17 protein-coding genes are annotated in these 22,673 nt (G+C 46.8%); 11 read left to right on the plus strand and 6 right to left on the minus strand.

Annotation, left to right across the window (positions count from 1 at the left end; all coding sequences use genetic code 11):
• Positions 1-26: 26 nt before the first annotated feature.
• Complete coding sequence (locus F7D20_RS10170) at positions 27-1,313, minus strand: M64 family metallopeptidase (protein ID WP_158463942.1); 1,287 nt, start codon at positions 1,311-1,313, stop codon at positions 27-29.
• Positions 1,314-1,341: 28 nt separating this feature from the next.
• A complete protein-coding gene (locus F7D20_RS10175; protein WP_437182668.1) occupies positions 1,342-2,199 on the minus strand; it encodes a glucosaminidase domain-containing protein in 858 nt (285 codons plus the stop codon).
• A gap of 161 nt (positions 2,200-2,360) precedes the next feature.
• Between F7D20_RS10175 and F7D20_RS10180 the strand changes: the two genes are divergently transcribed.
• Positions 2,361-2,768 (plus strand): 2-amino-4-hydroxy-6-hydroxymethyldihydropteridine diphosphokinase, encoded by a 408-nt coding sequence (locus F7D20_RS10180; RefSeq protein ID WP_158463944.1) that lies wholly within the window; start codon positions 2,361-2,363, stop codon positions 2,766-2,768.
• Positions 2,769-2,776: 8 nt separating this feature from the next.
• Here the strand turns inward: F7D20_RS10180 and nrdG are convergent, their stop codons facing one another.
• The 4 genes from nrdG to F7D20_RS10200 form a co-directional block, all read right to left on the minus strand.
• The gene (gene nrdG / locus F7D20_RS10185) at positions 2,777-3,292 is read right to left on the minus strand and encodes an anaerobic ribonucleoside-triphosphate reductase activating protein (protein WP_158463945.1); all 516 of its coding nucleotides are present in this window, start codon (positions 3,290-3,292) and stop codon (positions 2,777-2,779) included.
• Positions 3,293-3,516: 224 nt separating this feature from the next.
• Positions 3,517-5,739: an anaerobic ribonucleoside triphosphate reductase gene (locus F7D20_RS10190; protein ID WP_158463946.1), complete on the minus strand. Its 2,223-nt coding sequence runs from the start codon at positions 5,737-5,739 to the stop codon at positions 3,517-3,519.
• A 301-nt stretch (positions 5,740-6,040) separates the two neighbouring features.
• Positions 6,041-6,874 (minus strand): type II pantothenate kinase, encoded by an 834-nt coding sequence (coaW, locus tag F7D20_RS10195; RefSeq protein WP_022251621.1) that lies wholly within the window; start codon positions 6,872-6,874, stop codon positions 6,041-6,043.
• 30 nt (positions 6,875-6,904) lie between these two features.
• Positions 6,905-8,374: an SLC13 family permease gene (locus F7D20_RS10200; RefSeq protein WP_158463947.1), complete on the minus strand. Its 1,470-nt coding sequence runs from the start codon at positions 8,372-8,374 to the stop codon at positions 6,905-6,907.
• Between the two features lie 243 nt (positions 8,375-8,617).
• On the opposite strand from F7D20_RS10200, the gene F7D20_RS10205 reads away from it, so the two are divergent.
• From F7D20_RS10205 to F7D20_RS10250, 10 genes are all read left to right on the plus strand, one after another.
• The gene (locus F7D20_RS10205; protein ID WP_158463948.1) at positions 8,618-8,902 is read left to right on the plus strand and encodes a hypothetical protein; all 285 of its coding nucleotides are present in this window, start codon (positions 8,618-8,620) and stop codon (positions 8,900-8,902) included.
• A 697-nt stretch (positions 8,903-9,599) separates the two neighbouring features.
• Complete coding sequence (gene gyrA, locus F7D20_RS10210; protein WP_158463949.1) at positions 9,600-12,194, plus strand: DNA gyrase subunit A; 2,595 nt, start codon at positions 9,600-9,602, stop codon at positions 12,192-12,194.
• A gap of 41 nt (positions 12,195-12,235) precedes the next feature.
• Positions 12,236-13,435: a hypothetical protein gene (locus F7D20_RS10215; RefSeq protein WP_158463950.1), complete on the plus strand. Its 1,200-nt coding sequence runs from the start codon at positions 12,236-12,238 to the stop codon at positions 13,433-13,435.
• Between the two features lie 179 nt (positions 13,436-13,614).
• The gene (gene ileS, locus F7D20_RS10220) at positions 13,615-17,226 is read left to right on the plus strand and encodes an isoleucine--tRNA ligase (RefSeq protein WP_158463951.1); all 3,612 of its coding nucleotides are present in this window, start codon (positions 13,615-13,617) and stop codon (positions 17,224-17,226) included.
• Between the two features lie 34 nt (positions 17,227-17,260).
• Positions 17,261-17,644: a TraR/DksA family transcriptional regulator gene (locus tag F7D20_RS10225; protein WP_022251627.1), complete on the plus strand. Its 384-nt coding sequence runs from the start codon at positions 17,261-17,263 to the stop codon at positions 17,642-17,644.
• A gap of 172 nt (positions 17,645-17,816) precedes the next feature.
• Positions 17,817-18,521, plus strand: a complete 705-nt coding sequence (locus F7D20_RS10230) for a lipoprotein signal peptidase (protein WP_158463952.1) — start codon at positions 17,817-17,819, stop codon at positions 18,519-18,521.
• Positions 18,518-19,552, plus strand: a complete 1,035-nt coding sequence (locus F7D20_RS10235; RefSeq protein ID WP_158463953.1) for a DUF4296 domain-containing protein — start codon at positions 18,518-18,520, stop codon at positions 19,550-19,552. Before F7D20_RS10230 ends, F7D20_RS10235 begins: the two co-directional genes overlap by 4 nt.
• Positions 19,553-19,593: 41 nt before the next feature.
• Positions 19,594-19,809, plus strand: coding sequence for a hypothetical protein (locus F7D20_RS10240; RefSeq protein WP_158463954.1), 216 nt, complete (start codon positions 19,594-19,596; stop codon positions 19,807-19,809).
• A gap of 79 nt (positions 19,810-19,888) precedes the next feature.
• Complete coding sequence (gene nadC / locus F7D20_RS10245; protein ID WP_022251630.1) at positions 19,889-20,740, plus strand: carboxylating nicotinate-nucleotide diphosphorylase; 852 nt, start codon at positions 19,889-19,891, stop codon at positions 20,738-20,740.
• A gap of 135 nt (positions 20,741-20,875) precedes the next feature.
• On the plus strand, positions 20,876-22,528 hold the full coding sequence (locus tag F7D20_RS10250) for a dipeptidase (RefSeq protein ID WP_158463955.1): 1,653 nt from the start codon (positions 20,876-20,878) through the stop codon (positions 22,526-22,528).
• Positions 22,529-22,673 lie beyond the last annotated feature (145 nt).

The following is a 22,673-nucleotide window of genomic DNA, read 5'->3' on the forward strand; positions in this document are numbered from 1 at the left end:
AATGGTTACTTAAAGAATTTTTATCTTTATTTGGTATAGAAATCTATGACGCGGCTGATAGCCTGTTGGCAGACTGGGCAGAACTCAGGATTCTGATTGGTTCTCATGCGGCAGTCTTGTGTGCCTCGGTATACGCCTTTGAGGCTGTAGCCAGCTCCTTCGTAGACGCCTACTTTGGTCATCACGTCTTTGGCTTTGCGTGAGAGTGGGGTAGGAATAGGCGTGCCAGGCTTGATCAGGTTTTCCCATTTTCCTTTGAAATCGACCAGTGTTGTGATGTTCGATTCCCATGGTTCCACATCGTGTGGATACATCGGAATGGCCTCGTCCTCGTATGCGTATTCATCAGCCAGTCCGGCAAAAGAATGTCCGAACTCATGTACTACTACGGGCTTGAACCATTCGTTGTGGGTCATTGAGAGATTGTAGGAGTTCAGAATTCCGCCTCCGCCATATTTCTCAGTATTTACTAATATAATAATGTGTTCGTAGGGAGTGCCAGCAAGCCAGTTGTGTACATCTTTGAGATGGAGTGTAGTAAGATATCTGTCACTGTAGAACGTATCGAAATGTGAACTGAGTGCAGTGTTCTTCCAGATGCCTTTGGATGGCTCGCTTGTTCCGCTTTCTTCTGAATCCGACTTGACGGCTATGATGTTAAACTTGTCTTTCTTGCTTTTGAATGGTTCGTGCGCAAACAATGCATCGGTAGCTGTCTGTGCATCTTTAATGAACAGTCCCATTTCTTCCTGCTTGTAGCCTTCTGCCAGATAGGCAATATGGATGCAATTGGTGGTGTCGGCTGCTTGATGAAGTGTTACAAAGGGAGTTGGATTCTCGCCTTTGTGTCTTATCAGGATGTCGTCGGGCACTATCTGATGGGTGAGTGTACTCATGATTTCGCGACGGTTGTTGCGCAGGTCGATGGTTACATCAATCGTGTCTTTAGGCATGGGTACTAAGAAGATGTTCTCGAAACTCTTGGTCTGCGTTTTGGCTTCTGGGTAGGTGAGCCATTCCTGAAAGAGTGTAGAGAAGGAATTGCGATAGATTATATTGCCGGATTGATGGTCGCGGACCGTGATTTGCCCATTACCTTCCATTGGCAATTCGTTGAGCCGATGCTTCTTCCCATACCATCGTGGCATGACATTGAGCTCGTCGACTGCAATCATCTGCTTTTGTGAGTTGCCGGCAAAGATATAGTCGATTCGTAGAGTTTTATCTACGAAGTATTTGCCAAAGTCCTGTGCACTTGTGATGCCTGGCATCATTGTGAGGATTATGAGAAGTGTCAATATGCTTTTTTTCATCAGACTGTCTTGTTATTTTTGTTTATCTTTATCTTACTTTCAACTGTGCGCCCGGACGGATTTGGTAGTCCGGTGACAGATGGTTCATCTTGTACAGGTACTTCAGACGTATGCCGTATTTCTGTGAGATGGTGTACATGCTCTCACCTGGCATTACTGTATGAGGACGGCGCTTGTACTGTTTGGGTGCCTTTTTGCGTTTCTTCTTCAGATAGATGACGTCGCCCTTGTGCAGAATGGCCTTCTTGTCTCTTTCGTTGTATTTAGCCAACTTTCGCCAACTGATGTTCACTTCTCTTCCTATGCTTTTGAAGGTATCGCCTTCACGAGCATAAAGATAATAGTTGTCGTTGAAAATGTGTATGGGGTGTAGTGTCCCTTCTGCATTGATGGGAACATCTGTTCCGCTGTGAGTTGCCATAAAGCGGTCGTAGCTTTTGGCTTTGTCATAGTCTTGTAGCCTGTAAAGTTCTATGATTTGAATGAGTTTGTTGGCATATTGGGGATTAGTGGCATAACCGCACGACTTAAGTCCATGAGCCCATCCTTTGTAATCTGTGGTGTTGAGACTGAAAAGGCGTGAATAACGAGGTTGCTTGGCCAAAAAACGGCTGTGGTCTTCATAACTCTCTTTGGCATCCTGATACACTCTGAAGCATTCGCCGCGTGCGTCGTCGTCGTGGTATTGGGTAGGACCTGTCCAGTTATGGCATTTGATGCCAAAGTGGTTGTTGCCTTGTCTTGCGAGATCGCTCTGTCCAGCTCGGCTCTCAAAGAGTCCCTGGGCAAGAGTGATACTTGCGGGTATGCGGTAACGAAGCATCTGCTCGATGGCGAGATCCTTATACTGGTTGATGTATGTCTGATAGCTTTGATTCCATTTCATTTGTGCGCTACTGGTGGCGCACATAAGTAGCATGGCGAAGCTTATGATATGTTTACGTATGCAGTTCATATTGCAAAAATATAAAAAAATACGGATAACAGGTGTTTTTTTTAAGTATTTTCACTAACTTTGCACAGCAAAGAACCAAAAAGGTAACTATAGTGACAAAAATTATCATTTCTTTGGGATCTAATACGTTTCCCGAGCAACATATAGAACAAGCCATCTGTTTGCTGCGACAAGCTTTTGGTGAACTCATGGTTACTCGTCAGCTGTGGACAGAACCTATCGGAATGGAGTCTTCCTGTAAGTTTTTGAATATGCTGGTGATGGTTTCTTCTGCAAGGTCAATGCAGCAGGTGCAGGAAGAACTGAAGCGGATAGAAGTTCTGTGCGGAAGAAAACCTGAAGATAAGGCTAAGGGGACTGTGGTTGTTGATGCAGACTTGCTGCTTTACAACGACAAGCGCTGCCATTTGAATGACTGGCAACGCGATTACGTGAAAATATTGATGGCTGAGTTGGATGCTTCCTATGCAGATTTTTCAGCAAGCAATGATATTGTGTGATGTGTCTGTCAGAGTTGTGGGTTAGGGTTGTCTTTTGTGAAGATGAGTTCTACTACTTCACCTTTTTCCAATGACTTTCTGACGTTGATGATGCGCTGATTGCTGCTGCCACGGAAGAACAGTTCTTCATCGCGCAAGTCTTTGATAAAGGGACCGTCTACCAGTACATCTATCTGTTGGAGCAAGGCGAGTTGCTTGGGGTTTTTCAGTAAGTTTTCATATTTGTATCCGGTAAAACACCAAATGGTTTTGTCACTTTCTTTGCGTATCGCTTTTGCCAGTTCTGTAAATCCTTCTGCCTGGAACATAGGATCGCCACCAGAGAAAGTGACATTGGCAAAGGGATCGCTCATGATTTCTTTCATGATGTCGGCTGTCGATGTCATGGTTCCGTTTTTAATGTCCCACGACTGTGGGTTGTGGCATTCGGGACAATGGTTAGGACAACCTGCACAATAAATAGAGGTCCGGAATCCCGGACCGTCTACCATTGTGTCGTGTACGATGCTTAAAATGCTAATCATCTTTGTGTTATGCAATTGTCAGAATTTTCAATTTTTGTATCTTCATCACTCAACTTTCGCAAATGGGGAAGTTAAAGAATTTAAAGAAGTTAGAGAAGTTAAAGCCATATGCTTTATAGCTAAATATACAACCAAAAAGGCTATTGGCTATAACTTCTAACGACCGAAGGAAGTGATAACTTCTTTAACTACTATAACTTCCGTACATGCGAAACTTCAGTCACTTATTGCTTGGGTGTGTCAATATGGGTTACGCGGTCATGGAGTTCGGCCAACTTTCCGCTGTTCCAACGATCGGTAGTACCTACAAGATAACCGGTAATTCGCTGAAGCTTGTCGATGTGGTGGCTTCCGCACTTAGGGCATACTTCCAGATTGGCATCTGCATTCTCATATCCACAGTCAAGACAGCGATTGCGGTTGTGGTTTACTGATCCATATCCCATGTTATATTTGTCCATCATATCAACTACACTCGAGATGACTGAAGGATTATGGGTTGCGTCACCGTCAATTTCTACATAGAAAATGTGTCCACCACGTGTGAGGTCGTGATAAGGTGCCTCAATCTGTGCCTTTTTCAAGGCTGTGCACTTATAGTATACTGGAACGTGGTTGGAATTAGTATAGTAGTCGCGGTCGGTCACGCCAGGGATAATACCAAACTCCTTGCGGTCTTTCTTTGTAAACTTACCGCTGAGTCCTTCGGCTGGTGTGGCGAGAATAGAGTAGTTGTGATGATACTCCTCGCTGAATCCATTGGCTCTGTCGCGCATATAGGTCACAATCTTGAGTCCGAGTTCTTGTGCTTCCTCGCTTTCACCATGGTGGTGACCAATAAGGGCTACAAGGCATTCTGCCAGACCGATAAAGCCTATACCCAAAGTTCCATGGTTGATGACACTTTCTATAGATTCTTCTGGTTTCAGTTTCTCGGCACCTATCCAGAGATATTTCATCAGCAGCGGGAACTGCTTGGCCATTGCTGTCTTCTGGAACTGGAAGCGTTCATCAAGTTGCTTGGCTGTAATCTGCAGGATGTTGTCCAATTTTGCAAAGAACATGTCGATGCGCTGCTTTTTGTCCTCTATGCCCATGCATTCGATGGCAAGTTTAACAATATTGATGGTAGAGAAACTGAGGTTTCCACGTGCAATACTTGTCTTTTCTCCCCAACGGTCTTCGAACACGCGGGTGCGGCAACCCATTGTGGCAATTTCCCACTTGTAGCGTTCAGGATCATCTGCATGCCATTTCTCATTTTGGTTGAATGTGGCATCGAGGTTGAGGAAATTGGGGAAGAAGCGACGTGCTGTCACCTTGCAAGCTAATTGATAGAGATCATAGTTGCGGTCTTCTGGGAGATAGTTCACGCCACGTTTTTTCTTCCAAATCTGGATAGGGAAGATGGCTGTCTCACCGTTGCCCACACCTTCGTAGGTGCTTTCCAGAATCTCGCGCATGATGCAGCGGCCTTCAGCACTGGTGTCTGTACCGTAGTTGATGGATGAGAATACTACCTGGTTTCCACCACGTGAGTGAATGGTGTTCATGTTGTGGATGAAAGCCTCCATTGCCTGATGTACGCGGTTTACAGTCTTGTTGATGGCATGCTGTTCCAATCGCGCGTCTCCTTCCAGTCCCTCGAGGTCTTTCTGCAGATAATCGTCAATCTCTATATTATAAAGGTGTTTTAAATCCTTTCCTGTCAACTTTTCGAGATTTTTCACCTCTTCCTGATACGACATGCGTACATAGGGAGCAAGATAGAAGTCGAATGCAGGGATGGCCTGACCTCCGTGCATCTCGTTCTGGCATGTTTCCAGCGAGATACAGGCCAGGACGGCTGCTGTCTCTATGCGCTTGGCAGGACGGCTTGAGCCATGACCGGCTGTGAATCCATGCTGCAGGATGACATCGAGTGGATGCTGTACGCAGGTAAGACTCTTGGTGGGATAGTAATCCTTATCGTGTATGTGGAGGTAGTTGTGCTTGACGGCGTCGCGCGACTCTTCGCTCAGAAGATAGTCGTCTACAAATGGTTTGGTGGTTTCTGAAGCAAACTTCATCATCATGCCGGCGGGTGTGTCGGCATTCATGTTGGCGTTTTCACGGGTGATATCGTTATTTTTGGCATTCACAATACTCATGAATATATCGCGAGTCTTTGCTTTACGGGCAATACTACGCTGGTTGCGGTAGGCAATATAGCGTTGTGCCACGTCCTTGCGGGCGCTCTTCATCAGCTCCAGTTCTACTGCATCCTGAATGGCCTCTACGCTCATCTGGCTTTTGCCACGATAAGCCACATGGTCGGTTATTTGCTCAATGAGGGAGCTGTCTTCACCCTTGTCGGTATGGAGCATTGCCTTGCGGATTGCTGCCATGATTTTTTGTTCGTTGAAACCAACGATGCGTCCGTCGCGCTTAACTACAGTTTGTATCATTTTCTTGTTTTACTTTAAGGTATGTATTTAATTTGCTTAATACTAATTTATTACGTCAAAAGAAGGTGTAGAAACCTTAGTTTTGGACAATGCAAAGATAGTAAAGATATTCCAAAGTTGTACGTTTTGGATAACTTTTCTTGTGTTAAAATATGTCAAGTCGCTGAAAATCAGGCGTATAAAAAATCGTTTTGGACAACTCTGTAAAATGGCGGTTGTCCAAAACGAATAACTTCTTGTTTATCAGTCCTTTCCTGTAGATGTGTATGGAAGAGGGCTTTGGTTGAGGTGTTTATATGCTCTATTTTTGTTGACGCTTGTAGTCGAGTGCCGCACCTATGGCAGTGCAGAATTCAGAATACTTGGGTACATGGAATCTTACTCCGTACACCTTCTCCATAGCTGGATAAACTTCTCGGCACAAGGGTAAAAGCGACAGGTTGCCTATGAGTACGAAATCTTTGATGCCCGATTCGAGCGAAGACAGAATAGTGGCAGAACCGATGCATTGCAGCACCATCCAGATAAGGCCCTTTGCGATGTCTTCTCGAGAAGCATTGGTCTTGGCATTGCTGAAGAGTGACGCCACGGCACTCATAGGAAGTCCAGGAAGAGGTTTGGCGCTGATGTCTTTGATCAGGAGATTGATTTTTGATACATCTCCGTCTTTTGCAAGGTTCGTTATCTGTTTAATGTCATCGGTTTTAAGCATTATTCGGCTCAGACCGGCAAGTGTACCTCCACCGATTCCAATTCCTCCGATGTGCTTGATGTTTTCACCATCGCATTTTACCAAAGAGGTGCCTGTGCCCATGCTCACAACGATCATTCGGTCAAGTTTGCTTTCGTATTTTGCTCCCAATCCGTCTGCTATGAATTCTTCGCTTTTTGAGGTGGGCAAGCCGTATATGTGTTCGTCAATATAGGCTGCGCCTACTCCGGTAAGCATGACATGCTCTATTTCGTCCAACTTGATTTTGTTGTCGTGCAGATACTTGCCAAAGGCTCCGTAGAGCGAAGTGATGGGGTCGGTTGCCTTGATACGGATAGGGCTGATCACCATGCCCTTCTCGTCAATTCCTACAATCTTTGTTGTTGATATTCCAACGTCAATTCCGATTACTATTTTCTTCATTCGTGACTTTAAGTTTCTTTTTTTTGCTATTTACAAGACTCCCATCTTGCAGAAAGTGATGAGTACAGCATATCCTATAATCATACTGATGACTCCTATGCTGAGACCTGCCTTCACCATGTCGGTTTGCTGTATCAAGCCGGTAGAGTAGGCGATGGCATTAGGAGGAGTGGAGATTGGGAGCGACATGGCGCATGAAGCGGCAACAGCCACACCTATTATAATGGTAGAAGTGCCACCTATGGCGTCGAGCGAATGTCCCATACCGGCACAAACCACGGTAAGGATAGGTATCAGCAATGCTGCTGTTGCCGTGTTGCTGATAAAGTTACTCAGTGTAAAGCATACGAGTCCTGAAACTATCATGATGACAAATGGGTTGAATTCGCCGAAAGGAATGCTCTTAACTGCTGCTTCGGCAAGTCCTGTTCCGTTCATGGCAAGTCCAAGTGCAAATCCGCCGGCAACCATCCAGATCACGGCCCAGTCTATTTCCTTCAGGTCGTTGGCTGTAATTACTCCCGTGAAGGCAAATACTGCTATTGGCAGCATGGCCACGGTGTTGGCGTTGATACCAAGATAGTTCTTGCCGAAAATCCAAAGCAGGATAGTGAGTACAAAGGTGCCTGCCACAACGATTGTTCGCCAGTTGAACTCGATTTCGCCTTCAATCTTCAGGTCGATGGTTTTCTGTGAGAATGGGAACATCTTGCGGATGATAAACCATGCAATGACGAGCATCACGATCACCATCGGGCACATAATCATCATCCAGTCGCCGAAACCGATATCGAGGTTCAGACCGTCTGGAGCTGTCAGTACCTTATAGGCAAATGCGTTAGGAGGTGTTCCGATTGGCGTTCCCATACCGCCCAGGTTGGCTCCGATGGGGATGGCCATGGTGAGAGCTATTCGCCCCTTGCCATTGGCAGGCAGAGCCTTGAATACCGGTGTCAGGAAAGTAAGCATCATGGCAGCGGTGGCGGTGTTGGATATAAACATGGAGAAAATACCTGTGATGAGCATGAAGCCCAAAAGCACATTTTCAGAACGCTTGCCGAAAGGAGCGATGAGTGTCTTGGCCATGAGTACGTCGAGGCGACTTTTGGTAGCAGCTATGGCCATGATGAAGCCTCCTAAGAAAAGGATGATGGTTGGGTCGGCAAAACATGCCATGATACCTTGGTATTCCAGCAGGTTTCCGTATTCACCCTCAGAACCTTGCATGATGTTGAAGGCTGAGTTGGACGCGCCAAACAGCAATACGAAAATGATGACCACGGAAGTGGCCCATGCCGGTATGGCCTCTGTCAGCCATAACATCACAGCCATCACAAAGATTGCGATGATGCGTTGTTGTACTACGGTCAGGCCTTCTATGCCAAAACAGTCAATAGGTAGATTCCATACCAAGACAGTAAGTAGGGCAGTGATGAGGAACATGAGCCCTTTCTTGCGATTGAAATCGCCTGTCAATGCTTTTTTTACAGTTTCTTTCATGTTTATAGTTGAACCTTTATGTTTCTTATGGACTTCGACTATGTATTTTTAGTTTAGGGGCAAAATTACATATATTTTTTGATATGGCAATAGAAAAGTATTTTTTTTTGCTTTTTTTTGTGTAATGTATGTGGAAGTTTGAAGATAATTCATTATATTTGCAGCGACAAGTAATGCTTTGGGCATTGTTGAGAGAATGTGAATATCTAAATTTTATAAACAATTTATTAACTGTTATATATCATGAGCAATTCGAATTTGATCCTCTTAGTGGTTTTGGTAGTAGTCTTTGCTATTATTGTTTTCTCTTATCTTCACAAGCGTCATCATGAGTACAAAATGGCTGATATAGAGAAGGCGGTTCGCAAGGCATATGTTGGTGAGGCTACCTCTGTTAGCAAAGAGGAACTTGTCAAGGTGGTTAAGACTTATTTTCACTGCTCGTCTAAAGAGGCTTTATATATAATAGGTGTAGCTCGCCGTAAAAAGATCGTTGACATTGCTGACGGAAAGGTTTCGCTGCTTTAAATCGGGTGCAGTAGGCTTTTGCAGGCTTTTTCGAGGCTGTTGCATTATTTTTTAAGAATGACAATACATGACGGGGAAGTTTTCTTCGGCCATAAAATTCTTTGGCTTTTGCTGATGGGCGTTTTTTGTATTCTTTGACAGAATGATGAGGCTTAATAGATGGCAGGCCTTGGTCTTAATAGATGACAGGCTTTGGTCTTAATAGAAGGCTTGCTTTGCCCGTTATTGTTGTACGTTTCGGTCTTAATAGACAGGTTTAGTCTTTGTTTGGCTGATTGGGCTTAACAGAAATGTTTTAAGATCTCGCAACAAATCCAGAAAAAGGTGACAGGAAAGCCTTTGTATATTTATTCGCCAGTAAGCTATACTTAATTGTGAAAAAATAATTTTGTAGTTGGGAAAAAATATTTTTCCAGTTGGGGCGATATTGTTTTGCAGTTGAGATTTTTATTTTTTTTGCAATTACTGCATGAATATACTAATGACACTTTTTGCCGTTAACCTCCCATGAAAAACAAAATAATGCTAAATTCGTGCTTTTTTTTCGATTTAACGGCTTTTATTGAATTATTATTTGTACCTTTGTCGAGAATTAGCATTTGGCAAAAAACGCTTAGAACGCAAAAAAATAGCCTTAGAGGCGATTTTGTCGCAAAAATGAAGAATAAAAACAATTAAAATACAACGTTAAATTTAAATGGACGAAAATCAGACTCTTGATCATGACAGAATCATGAAAATCAACATCGAGGAGGAGATGAAGTCATCCTACATCGACTATTCTATGTCGGTGATCGTGGCTCGTGCCCTTCCTGATGTGCGTGATGGTTTCAAGCCTGTACATCGCCGTATCCTATACGGTATGTTGGGTATTGGAAACACCAGTGACAAACCTTATAAGAAATGTGCCCGCGTAGTAGGTGAGGTGTTGGGTAAGTATCACCCTCATGGCGACAGTTCTGTTTACGGTGCCCTTGTTCGTATGGGACAGGAATGGAACATGCGCTATACCCTTATCGACGGACAGGGTAACTTCGGTTCTGTGGATGGCGACTCACCTGCAGCCATGCGTTATACAGAGTGCCGCCTCTCCAAGATGGGAGAACACATCATGGACGACCTGGACAAGGAAACCGTTGACATGATGAACAACTTTGATGACACCCTGCAGGAGCCTACAGTGATGCCTACCAAGATTCCTAACCTCCTCGTCAATGGTGGTAATGGTATCGCCGTAGGTATGGCTACCAATATTCCTACCCACAACCTGGGTGAGGTGATTGACGGTTGCTGTGCCTACATCGACAATCCTGATATCGATACCGATGGATTGATGCAGTATATCCCTGCTCCCGACTTCCCAACAGGTGCCACTATTTATGGTATCCAGGGAGTGAAGGATGCTTACGAGACAGGTCGTGGCCGTATCGTGGTTCGTGCTACAGCCGAAATAGAGTGTGGCGACAGTCACGACAAAATCGTTATTACCGAGATTCCTTATGGTGTCAACAAAGAACAGCTCGTGATGGCCATTGCCGACCTTGCGAAGGAAGGCCGTGTAGACGGAATCGCCAACGTGAACGATGAGTCTGGTCGTCAGGGTATGCGTATCGTGGTAGACGTGAAGCGTGACGCCAACGCCAATGTTCTGCTCAATAAACTCTTCAAGATGACTGCGCTACAGAGCTCGTTCTCTGTGAATTGTATCGCCCTTGTGGGTGGCCGTCCTCGCCTGTTGAGCCTGAAGGAGTGCGTGAAGTATTTCGTAGACCATCGTCATGATGTGACGATCCGTCGTACTCAGTTCGAATTGAAGAAGGCACAGGAGCGTGCTCATATCCTGGAAGGTTTGATCATCGCCTGCGACAATATCGACGAGGTGGTACATATTATCCGTGCCAGCAAGACTCCTTCTGATGCTCAGCGCAACCTGGAGAAGCGTTTCGAGTTGGATGAACTGCAGAGCAAGGCGATTGTGGATATGCGTCTGAGCCAGCTCACAGGCTTGCGCTTGGAGCAGTTGCACAACGAGTTTGACGAGTTGATGAAGACCATCGACTATTTGAACCAGATTCTCAATGACCCTGAGCTTTGCAAGAAGGTGATGAAGGACGAGTTGAACGAGGTGAAAGAGAAGTATGGTGACGCACGCCGCACCATGATCAAGCCCGACGACCACGAGTTCAATCCAGAGGACTTCTATCCCAACGACCCTGTAGTCATCACCGTGAGCCATCTTGGCTATATCAAGCGTACTCCATTGTCAGAGTTCCGTGAGCAGGCACGTGGTGGAGTAGGTGCCAAAGGTGCCCGCACACGCGACAAGGACTTCACCGAGTATATTTATCCTGCCACCATGCACCAGACGATGCTCTTCTTCACCAAGAAGGGACGATGCTATTGGCTGAAGTGTTACGAGATTCCTGAGGGCGACCGCAACTCTAAGGGCCGTGCCATCCAGAACCTTCTCAATATCGACAGCGATGACCAGGTGAATGCTTTCCTCCGTCTCAGAGGTTTGAACGATGCCGAGTTCATCAACAGTCATTATATAGTATTCGCTACTAAGAACGGTACGGTGAAGAAGACTTGTCTGGAGGCTTACTCACGTCCTCGTGCCAATGGTGTGATTGCCATCAATATCGTAGAGGGCGACGAGGTGGTTGACGTTCGTCTGACCAATGGTCACAACGAGCTGATTATGGCCAACCGCAATGGTCGTGCTGTACGCTTCGATGAGAATACTATCCGAACGATGGGACGTACCTCAACGGGTGTTCGTGGCATGCGTCTTGATGGTGACGATGATGCGGTAGTAGGTATGATCGTTGTCAACGATCCTGAAAAGGAAACCGTCATGGTGGTGAGCGAACGGGGTTACGGCAAACGTTCGGATGTGATGGATTACCGTGTGACCAACCGTGGTGGTAAGGGTGTGAAGACCCTGAATATTACCGACAAGACCGGCCGACTGGTAGCTATCAAGAATGTGACCGACGAGAACGACCTGATGATCATCAATCAGAGCGGTATTGTTATCCGACTGGCTGTGTCTGAGTGCCGCGTCATGGGACGTGCCACACAGGGCGTACGCCTCATCAACCTGGCCAAGAAGAATGATGTCATTGCCAGCGTATGCAAGGTGATGAGCTCGGAACTTGAGGCTTCGGTAGAGGAGGAGAGCAAGGCTGCATGGGCCAAGAAGAGCGAGGAGATAGAGGGTGAGACAGCATCTGCAGAGAGCGAGGAAACTCCCGATACAGAGGAAACTCCCAACATCGACTTCGAATAATGTGAATTAACAAATTAACACAAACTTAATTGATAAAGAACATGAAAAAGTTTATTGTTGCTGCTATGTTGGTACTAGGTGCCACATCAGCTTTTGCTGGCGACAGCGATGCTCTCAAGGCTGTGCTCAGTGCCAAGAAGTATTCTGAGGCCAAGGAATTGGTAAAGCAGAATCTTGCTTCTATGGCAAGCGACGCCGAGAGAGCCAAGGCTTACAACTACCTGGTAAAACTCAGTATGGATGCCTTCAACAAGGAGTCTGCCAAGGAATTGGAAGACCAGATTAAGAAGACAACTACAGCCGACAAGGAGTCGATGTACAAGAATGCCTACAATGCGCTTACCTCTGCCATTGAGTGCTACAAGTACGACCAGCTCCCTGATGCCAAGGGTAAGGTGAAGCCTAAGTATAATGGCAACAAGGATCTCGTTTGGTCAGCCCGTATCCAGCTCGTTAATGCTGGTCAGGATGCTGCCCAGAAGAATCAGCCAGAGAACGTGCTCAAGTACTGGGGTCAGTTCCTCGATACAGAGAATGCTCCTCTCTTCGATTCTAAGGTAAAGGAGAAAGAGGCAGAGAAGGATTACCTGGGTCAGGTGGCTCTCTTCGCCGCTCGTTATGCTTACCAGGCTAAGGACATCAAGCGCTGCGAGAAGTATTGCGACATCGCTATGAAGGATCCGGAGCAGGCTAAGGATGCTCTCAACCTGAAACTCTACGTGATGAAAGACGCCTTGAAGAATCATGCTGACTCTCTGGCTTACGTCGAGAAGTTGAAGGCTCTCTATGTCAACGACGAGAATAATGATGTGATTCTGGACGGTCTGAACAGCATGTACTCTTCATTGAAGATGGAGAAGGAGCAGGTCGAGTTGCTCGACGGTGCTATTGCCAAGAATCCAAACAACTTCGTAGCTTTGGCCGACAAAGGTATGTATTATATCAGCAAGAACGATGCCGACAAGGCTATCGAATGCCTGAACAAGGCGCTTGCTGTACAGCCTGACAACGTGGTTGTGATGACTTATCTCGGTGCCTGCCTCAATGTGAAGGCTTCTAACCTTAGCAAGGAAGAGGGTAAGGCTGTTTACGAGGAGTCTATCAAGCACCTCGATAAGGCTAAGGAACTCGATCCAAACAAGGAGAAGGCCAACTGGGGCTATAACCGCTTCCAGGCTTATTATGGTCTCTACGGTCCTAACGACGCCAAGACAAAGGCTGCCGAGGAGGAGAGCCACTAAAAAATGACGAAAAAGCGATAAAATCGCTCTGAAACCGTGATATTTACCTCGCGTTATATCTTTTTGGGATATGGCGCGAGGTTTTGTTTTGTAAAAAAATCATATTAGATTTGGGAGGAACATATTTTTTTTGTAACTTTGCGCGCAAAAGAAAATAAACAATATAATATAAAGGTAATATGGCTAAGAAATTTGCCGAACACAATGGTCTCAACTTGACAAAGACCAACAATGACGTACTTGCAGAGTGGGAGAAGAATGATATCTTCCACAAGTCTATTGACGAGCGTGAAGGCTGCCCTCAGTTTATCTTCTTCGAGGGACCTCCATCTGCTAATGGCCACCCTGGTATTCACCACGTGCTGGCGCGTAGTATCAAGGATACGTTCAACAGATACAAGACGATGAAGGGATTCCAGGTTCACCGCAAGGCTGGATGGGATACTCACGGACTTCCTGTTGAGCTTGGTGTCGAGAAGGAACTCGGCATCACCAAGAAGGATATCGACAACAAGGCTTCTGAGAAGTATATCTCTACAGAGGACTATAACCATAAGTGTCGTGAGAATGTGATGAAGTTTACTGCCGAATGGCGCGAGCTGACCGAGAAAATGGGTTACTTCGTGGATCTCGATCATCCTTACATCACTTACGATAACAAGTATATCGAGACACTCTGGTGGCTCCTCAAGCAGCTCTACAACAAGGGTCTGCTCTACAAGGGTTACACCATCCAGCCATACTCTCCAGGCGCAGGTACAGGTTTGAGTTCTCACGAGTTGAACCAGCCTGGTTGCTACCGCGATGTAAAGGACCTCACCACCACAGCCCAGTTCCTCATCAAGGATCCTAAGGCTGAGTGGACCAAGTGGGGCAAGCCATACTTCATCGCATGGACCACTACACCTTGGACTTTGCCATCAAACGTGGCTCTCTGTGTAGGTCCTAAGATCGACTATGTAGCTATCGAGACCTACAACCTCTACAATGGCGAGCCTATGACACTCGTGATGGCTGAGGCGCTGGTAGGTTCATATCTGAAGGCTGACCAGGAGTGCAAGGAGGGCGATCTCCTTCCATTCGACAAGGAGAAGAAGCAGTGCCCATGGCGTGTTATCGACCACATGAAGGGTACCGACCTCGAAGGCATGCACTATGAGCAGCTCCTGCCATGGGTAAAGCCATGCGAGAAGGTAGATGCTTTCGCTCCAGCTTTCGTTACAGAATATGCAGCAGCTCATCCTGAGAAGGTATTCGCTTCTGAGGATGGTCGCGATAAGTTCGTAGAGATGGATAGCGAGGCTTTCCGCGTGATCCTCGGCGACTATGTTACTATCGATGACGGTACTGGTATCGTTCACATCGCTCCTACATTTGGTGCTGATGATGCCAAGGTGGCTAAGGATGCCAACATCCCTGCGCTTTACCTTATTAATAAGAAGGGCGAGACTCGTCCAATGGTTGACCTGCAGGGTAAGTTCTATCTCATCGAGGACCTCGATGCCAACTTCGTGAATGCTTGCGTCAACAAGGAGGCATACGCTCATCACGCAGGCGACTACGTGAAGAATGCCTACGACCCACAGTTTAATGTGGATGGTGTCTGGGATAAGAAGGCTTCTGATAAGGCTGAAGACCTGAATATCGTACTCTGCTACGAGTTGAAACAGGAGGGCAAGGCATTCAAGAGCGAGAAGCACGTGCACAACTATCCTCACTGCTGGCGTACCGACAAGCCTATCCTCTACTACCCATTGGATAGCTGGTTTATCAAGGATACCGCCCGCAAGGAGCGCATGGTGGAACTCAACAAGACCATCAACTGGCAGCCAGAGAGCACCGGTACTGGCCGTTTCGGCAACTGGCTCGAGAATCTGAACGACTGGAACCTTTCACGTTCCCGCTTCTGGGGTACTCCATTGCCTATCTGGCGTGACGAGAACCGTGGCGAGAAGTGCATCGGCAGCCTTGAGGAGCTCTATGCTGAAATCGAGAAGTCTGTGGCTGCCGGCATCATGCAGAGCAACCCATTGAAGGAGAATGGTTTCGTGCCTGGCGACTACAGTCAGGAGAACTATGATAAGATTGACCTCCACCGTCCATACGTTGACAAGATTGTATTGGTTAACGAGGAGGGCAAGCCAATGTATCGTGAGAGCGACCTGATCGATGTTTGGTTCGATTCTGGTTCAATGCCTTACGCCCAGCTACACTACCCATTCGAGGGCGAAATGGCCCGTGGTACAGAGGCTGATCGCGATGCACTCATCCACAGCACCTACGAGGGATATGCTATTCCTCCTAAGTTCTATCCTGCCGACTTCATCAACGAGGGCGTGGATCAGACCCGTGGATGGTTCTTCACCCTGCATGCCATTGCTACCATGGTATTCGATAGTGTAGCCTTCAAGAACGTCATCTCTTCTGGTCTCGTTCTCGATGCCAAGGGCAACAAGATGAGTAAGCACGTGGGCAACGTGACCAACCCATTCGAGATGATCGACAAGTATGGTGCCGACCCTGTTCGTTTCTATATGATGACCAACAGCGAGCCTTGGGATAACCTCAAGTTCGATCCTAACGGTGTGGACGAGACCCGTCGCAAGTTCTTCGGTACCTTATATAATACCTACAGCTTCTTCGCCCTCTATGCTAATGTAGATGGTTTCGATGCTGAGGCTGCTCAGGTGCCATTCGAGAAGCGCCCAGAGATTGACCGCTGGATTCTCTCTTCACTCAATACCCTCATCAAGGGCGTTGACAGAGAGTTGGCTGGTTACGATCCAACCCGCGCAGGACGTCTTATCGATGCTTTCGTCAACGATGACCTCTCCAACTGGTACGTTCGTCTGAACCGTAAACGTTTCTGGGGTAAGGAGATGAGCGAGGATAAGCTCAGCGCTTACCAGACTCTCTATACCTGTCTGATGACAGTGGCTAAGCTCTTGGCACCATTCGCTCCATTCTATGCTGACGAGTTGTATCACGACTTGGGCGGCGAGTTGGAGAGTGTACATCTCGATAAGTACCCTGTAGCCGATGAGGCTGCTATCGATGCCGATCTGGAGGAGCGTATGGCCATCGCACAGAAGATTACTTCTATGGTATTAGCATTGCGCCGTAAGGTGAACATCAAGGTTCGTCAGCCACTGCAGCAGATCATGATTCCTGCCGTAGATGATGTACAGAAGGCACACATCGAGGCAGTAGCCGGACTGTTGAAGAACGAGGTGAACGTGAAGGAGGTTAACTTCATAGAGGGGCAGGGTATTCTCGTGAAGAAGGTGAAGTGTAACTTCAGAGTGATGGGTAAGAAGTTCGGCAAGCTGATGAAGGGTGTTGCTGCCCAGATGTCTGCGCTCGACCAGGACCAGATTGCAGCCTTCGAAAAGGCAGGCAACATCACACTGAACGTTGACGGACAGGAAGCCGTGGTAGAGGTAGCCGACGTGGAGATTATCTCAGAGGATATCCCAGGATGGCTCGTATCTAACGAGGGTAATCTGACCGTAGCGCTTGAGGTAGAGTTGACTCCTGAATTGAAGAAGGAGGGTATGGCCCGTGAGCTGATCAACCGTATCCAGAACCTCCGCAAGGAGACAGGTCTTGAGATTACCGACCGCATCAAGGTGACTGTGGCTCCTAACGAGGAGACCAATGCTGCCATAGAGGCTTTCGGCGACTACATCAAGACACAGGTGTTGGCTGACTCTATCCTGATAGCAGAAAACAATGGATCAGAAACTGAGTTCGACGAGTTCAAGCTCAATATTCTGGTAGAGAAAAATTAATCATACATTTTTATTAACTTAATACTTAATATCTATGGCAAGCGAAAAGAAAAGATACAGTGATGAGGAGCTCGAGGAGTTCCGCGACATCATAAACGAGAAACTGAAAGTGGCACGAGCCAATTATGAGGAAATGATGGCACAGCTCAATCATTCAAACAGTAATGACATCATTGATACATCACCCACCTACAAGGCTTTGGAGGAGGGTAGTGAGGCTCAGAGCAAAGAGGAGATTATCCAGATGGCACAGCGCCAGCAGAAATTCATCTTGGGGTTGGAGGCCGCTCTCATTCGCATCAAGAACAAAACTTACGGTATCGACCGTGAGACAGGAGAGTTGATTCCTAAAGAGCGTCTCCGGGCTGTTCCGCATGCTACGTTGAGTGTCGCTTCTAAGCAAGCCAGAAAGCATTAACTCAACTTTCGCAAACAGGGAAGTAAAAAAAGTTAAAGGAGTTAGACAAATGCTTTAGAGCACTTGAAATAAAACATCAAGGCTATTGGCTATAACTTCTAACGACTGAAGGGAGTGATAACTTCTTTAACTTTTATAACTTCTGAACTTGCCAAAGTTCAATTATTAATAAATGAAGCAATGTAAAATTCATACAGGATGGCTCGTCACGGCAATGGTGGTGATATTGCTGGTTATTGACCAGATAATCAAGCTATATATCAAAACCCACTTTTACCTTGGTGAGTCTGTTCGTGTTACAGACTGGTTCTTTATAGATTTCGTGGAGAACAATGGTATGGCATGGGGCATGTCGTTTATCAACAAGCTCACGCTGAGTTTGGTTCGTACTGTTGCCATCATTGTCCTGCTGTGCTATCTGCGCAACATCATCAAGGCCGGAACCCATCGCCTGCTGTATATCTATATGGTGGCGCTGGTTACCACGGGTGCCATTGGCAATATGATAGACTCTATGTTCTATGGTCTCATATTCACTTCTTCCGAACCTTTCTATGTAGCCAAATTTGTACCTTTTGGTCAAGGTTACTCAGCATTTATGATGGGTAAGGTGGTCGATATGTTCCGTTTTCCTTTCTTCACCTTTACATGGCCTTCGTGGTTCCCGTTTTGGGGAGGAAGCGAGTTTACGTTCTTCGATCCGGTATTCAACTTTGCCGACTCTTGTGTCACGGTAGGTATCATCTCTCTCTTGCTCTTCTGTCGTAAGGAGTTGGAGGCTTTAGGTAAGAAGGAGGAGGTTTTGGACAAGAAAGAAGAAACTTCGGATAAGAATAAGGAGAATTTAGACACGAAGAATGAGGAGGAAAAGGCATGATGAAAATGAAGCAGACTCTGTGGGTATTGGCTCTCTTGATGTCGGCATGCTGTATGTCGCTTACGGGGTGTAAGCCCAGCCTGCCCGATGACGTATTGTCGCAGGGCAAGATGGAGGATATTCTTTATGACTATCATCTCGCCTTGGCTATGGTTCAGAATGAGGGTGGCGATGAGACGCAGCGCTTTATCTACAAGGATGCCGTGCTGCGAAAGCATGATGTGACATCGGCAGAGTTCGACTCTTCTATGGTTTACTACATGCGCCATACCGACAAGATGTACACCATCTACAAGAACCTTAGTGACCGGCTCAACGATGAGGCTGTGTCGTTGGGTGCAGATGCCAGCGACCAGAGCCGCTTTGGCGATTTGGCTTCTTCGGGTGACACTACCAACATCTGGCGTGGTGCGCAATCATTGGTGTTCATGACAGCCAAGCCACTCAACTATTATAATTTCGAGGTGAAGGCAGACACGTCCTTCCATAAGGGTGACTGTATCATGCTCGATTTTGAGTCGCATTTCATTTATCAGGATGGTATACGCGACGGACTGGCTGTTTTGGCGGTTCAGTTCAGTAACGACAGTATCGCCTCGCAGGTAGTTCATGTACAGAGTTCTCAGCATTACTCCATGCAGGTGGAGGACCGTGATACGCTTGGTATCAAGAGTGTCAAGGGATTCTTCTTGCTCAACAGTGGTGACTTCTCCAACGACTTCAGTTCGGCAACAACGCTCAAACTGATGTTTCTGGATCATATCCGCATGATCAAGATGCACAAGAAGCCAGTACAGCCCGTTAATGTATCATCGGGTGATGCTGACAGGTTTGACAAGGACAGTATGGGTAAGCCCGGCGTCAATACACCGGCAGAAGTTGTGAAACCGGCTGATGAGTCGGTCTCTCCAAAGACAGTTTCCCGCAAGGCCGACATGCCTCTGAAGCCAACTCCTGCTGTCAACAGAAAGCTTATCGCTCCTCGAGAACTAAAGAAAATAGAGAAGGTGGATGTCAAGGCTATCAAATAGGTAGCCGTTCAAATGTCAGCCAATCAAACGGAAGTGAGAGAATGAAGAGATATGCAGCTCATCAGATCGTCCTGGAAGATGGAACGGCTATAGAACAAGGAATCGTTGAGTTGTCCGACGGGGGTGTTGTGACAAGGACTTTTCCCTTTTTGCACGAACAGCCCATGACTGAATGGCTTGGAGGCGTGATAGAAGTCAAGGCTGACGAAGCCGGACGCCTCAGAGCTTATCATCATGGACATCGGTTGGGAGTATAGAGATTTCACTCCTTCACTCCTCTTATCCGGTAGTTCAATTATAAACAAAGAGTAATCAATAAAACTAAAACGATAGATTATGTTAAGCGTAGATCAGTTAGAAGACAAATTGATAGACTTGGCTTTCGCTGAGGATATTGGTGACGGTGACCATACCACTCTCTGCTGTATTCCAGAGGATGCTATGGGTAAGAGCCATCTGCTCATCAAGGAAGATGGCATCTTGGCAGGTGTGGAAGTAGCCAAGAAAGTGTTTGCACGTTTCGACCCAACCATGAAGGTGGAGGTGCTCATGCAGGACGGTACTCCTGTCAAGAAGGGTGATATCGCCATGGTGGTAGAGGGAAAGATCCGTTCTTTGCTTCAGACAGAGCGACTGATGCTCAACATCATGCAGCGCATGAGTGGTATTGCTACTATGACAGCCAAGTATGTGAAGCGTCTGGAGGGAACAAAGACACATGTTCTCGATACCCGTAAGACCACACCAGGTTTGCGTATGCTTGAGAAGCAGGCTGTGAAGATAGGTGGAGGAATGAATCATCGTATCGGTCTCTTCGATATGATACTTCTCAAGGATAATCATATCGACTTCGCTGGTGGTATCGACAACGCCATCGACCGTTGTCATGCTTACCTGAAGGAGAAGGGACTCAACCTGAAGATAGAGATTGAGGTTCGCAGCTTCGACGAACTCGACCAGGTGTTGAAGCATGGTGGCGTCAACCGTATCATGCTCGACAACTTCTCTGTGCCTGATACCAAGAAGGCTGTGGACATCATCGCCGGCAAGTACGAGACGGAGTCATCTGGCGGCATTACTTACGACACCATCCGCGACTATGCCGAGCAGGGAGTTGACTTTATCTCTGTGGGTGCGCTTACCCATAGCGTGAAGGGATTGGACATGAGTTTCAAGGCCTGCGAGTAAGTAATTGAAGATTTAGAGTGAAGAAGAACGAAGAGGGAGGACTCTTTATGCTTTTCTTTTTGTTCTACAGTACAATATTCTTGAGGAGTTGGGAGTTTTTCCTAACTCCTTATATATATAATAAGGTGTAATTTTATGAATAAAATTTTTGCTTCGGCCTTGATGGCTGCAGCTTTGGTGGGCGGTGTCTCAGAGGCAGATGCCTGCACCAATTTCATTGTGGGCAAGAAGGCATCTGCAGATGGTTCTGTGCTCTGTTCTTACAGTGCTGACGATTATGGTATGTTCCAGAACCTTTGTCTTTATCCAGCTGCCAAGCATGCTAAGGGAACCATGCGTAAGGTGTTCGACTGGGATACCAACAAGTATCATGGCGAAATACCAGAGGCGCCAGAGACCTATAATGTAATAGGTAATATCAATGAGTGGCAGGTTACCATTGGCGAGACTACCTATGGCGGTCGCGAGGAGATGGTCGACTCTACAGGTGTTCTCGATTATGGATCGCTTATCTATATTGCCTTGCAGCGTTCCAAGACAGCCCGCGAGGCTATCAAGGTGATGACTACATTGGCCAATACCTATGGTTACAACTCAGAGGGTGAGACCTTCACTATCTGCGATCCCAACGAAGCTTGGATCATGGAGATGATGGGCAAGGGAGCCGGCAGTAAGGGAGTAGTATGGGTGGCTCAGCGTATTCCTGATGATGCCATCTGTGCTCATGCCAACCAGAGTCGTATCGATAAGTTCAACATGAAGGATAAGCACAATGTGATGTATGCCAAGGATGTGGTGGCTTTTGCACGCAGCAAGGGCTGGTATAAAGGCAAGGATGCCGACTTCTCTTGGAAGATGGCTTATGCCAAGCCCGATTTCTCGGGTCGTCGCTTCTGTGATGCGCGTGCCTGGGCTTTCTTCAATCATTTCAAGGACATGAGCCGTTACCTGCCTTGGGCGCTTGGCAAGGATCCTCAGGCAGAGGACATGCCTCTCTGGATAGTACCCGACCGCAAGGTGAGTGTACAGGATATGGAGGCTTGCATGCGCGATCATTATGAGGGCACTCCGCTTTCGGTAGCCGATGGTGACGACTTGGGTGGCGGTATCTGGCAGATGCCTTATCGTCCTACACCACTTTCATTCAAGGTGGATGGCAAGCAGTGCTTCAACGAGCGTCCTACAAGCACACAGCAGAGTGGCTTCGTCTATGTAAGTCAGATGCGCTCTTGGTTGCCTCGCGAGATTGGCGGTGTGCTCTGGTTTGGCAACGATGATGCCAACATGGTGGCTTTCACACCTGTTTACTGCAGCTCTACCATTCAGCCAGAGTGCTACAACACACCTGGTGCCGACGCTGTTACCTTCAGTGACAAGAACGCCTATTGGGTTTGCAATATGACAAGCAATATGGTTTATCCTCGTTACAGCCAGCTGTTCCCTTCATTGAAGGAGGTGCGCGACAGTCTCGACAATAGTTATTTTGCCGCCCAGAAAGAGGTGGAGGCAAAGGCACAGGAACTCTATGCGCAGAATCCTCAGCAGGCAGTCAAGTATCTCAACGATTATGGCATCGAGAAGGCTCAGCAGATGCTGACACGTTGGAAGCAGCTCTTCCAATTCATGGTGGTGAAATACAACGACATGATCATCAAGCCTACCGACAAGGATGGTAACTTCGTACGTACCAAGGAGGGGCTGGGTGCTCGTCCTGTACGCACAGGCTATCCTGAGAAATATGCCAAGGAGCTCATCAAGCAGACTGGAGATAAGTTTGTTGAAAGGTAAAAAGGTAAAAAGGTAAAAAAGTAAAAAAGAGTAGGAGGGTGGTGCTCATTCTTCTACTCTTTTTTGTTAATGTCGGTTAAAAGCCACAGGTGGCGTGCAATGATTGTGTCATAGTGGTGTTTAATCAGGTAAAAACAACAAATAA

The sequence above is a fragment of the Segatella copri genome, from assembly GCF_009495355.1.
Taxonomy (GTDB): domain Bacteria; phylum Bacteroidota; class Bacteroidia; order Bacteroidales; family Bacteroidaceae; genus Prevotella.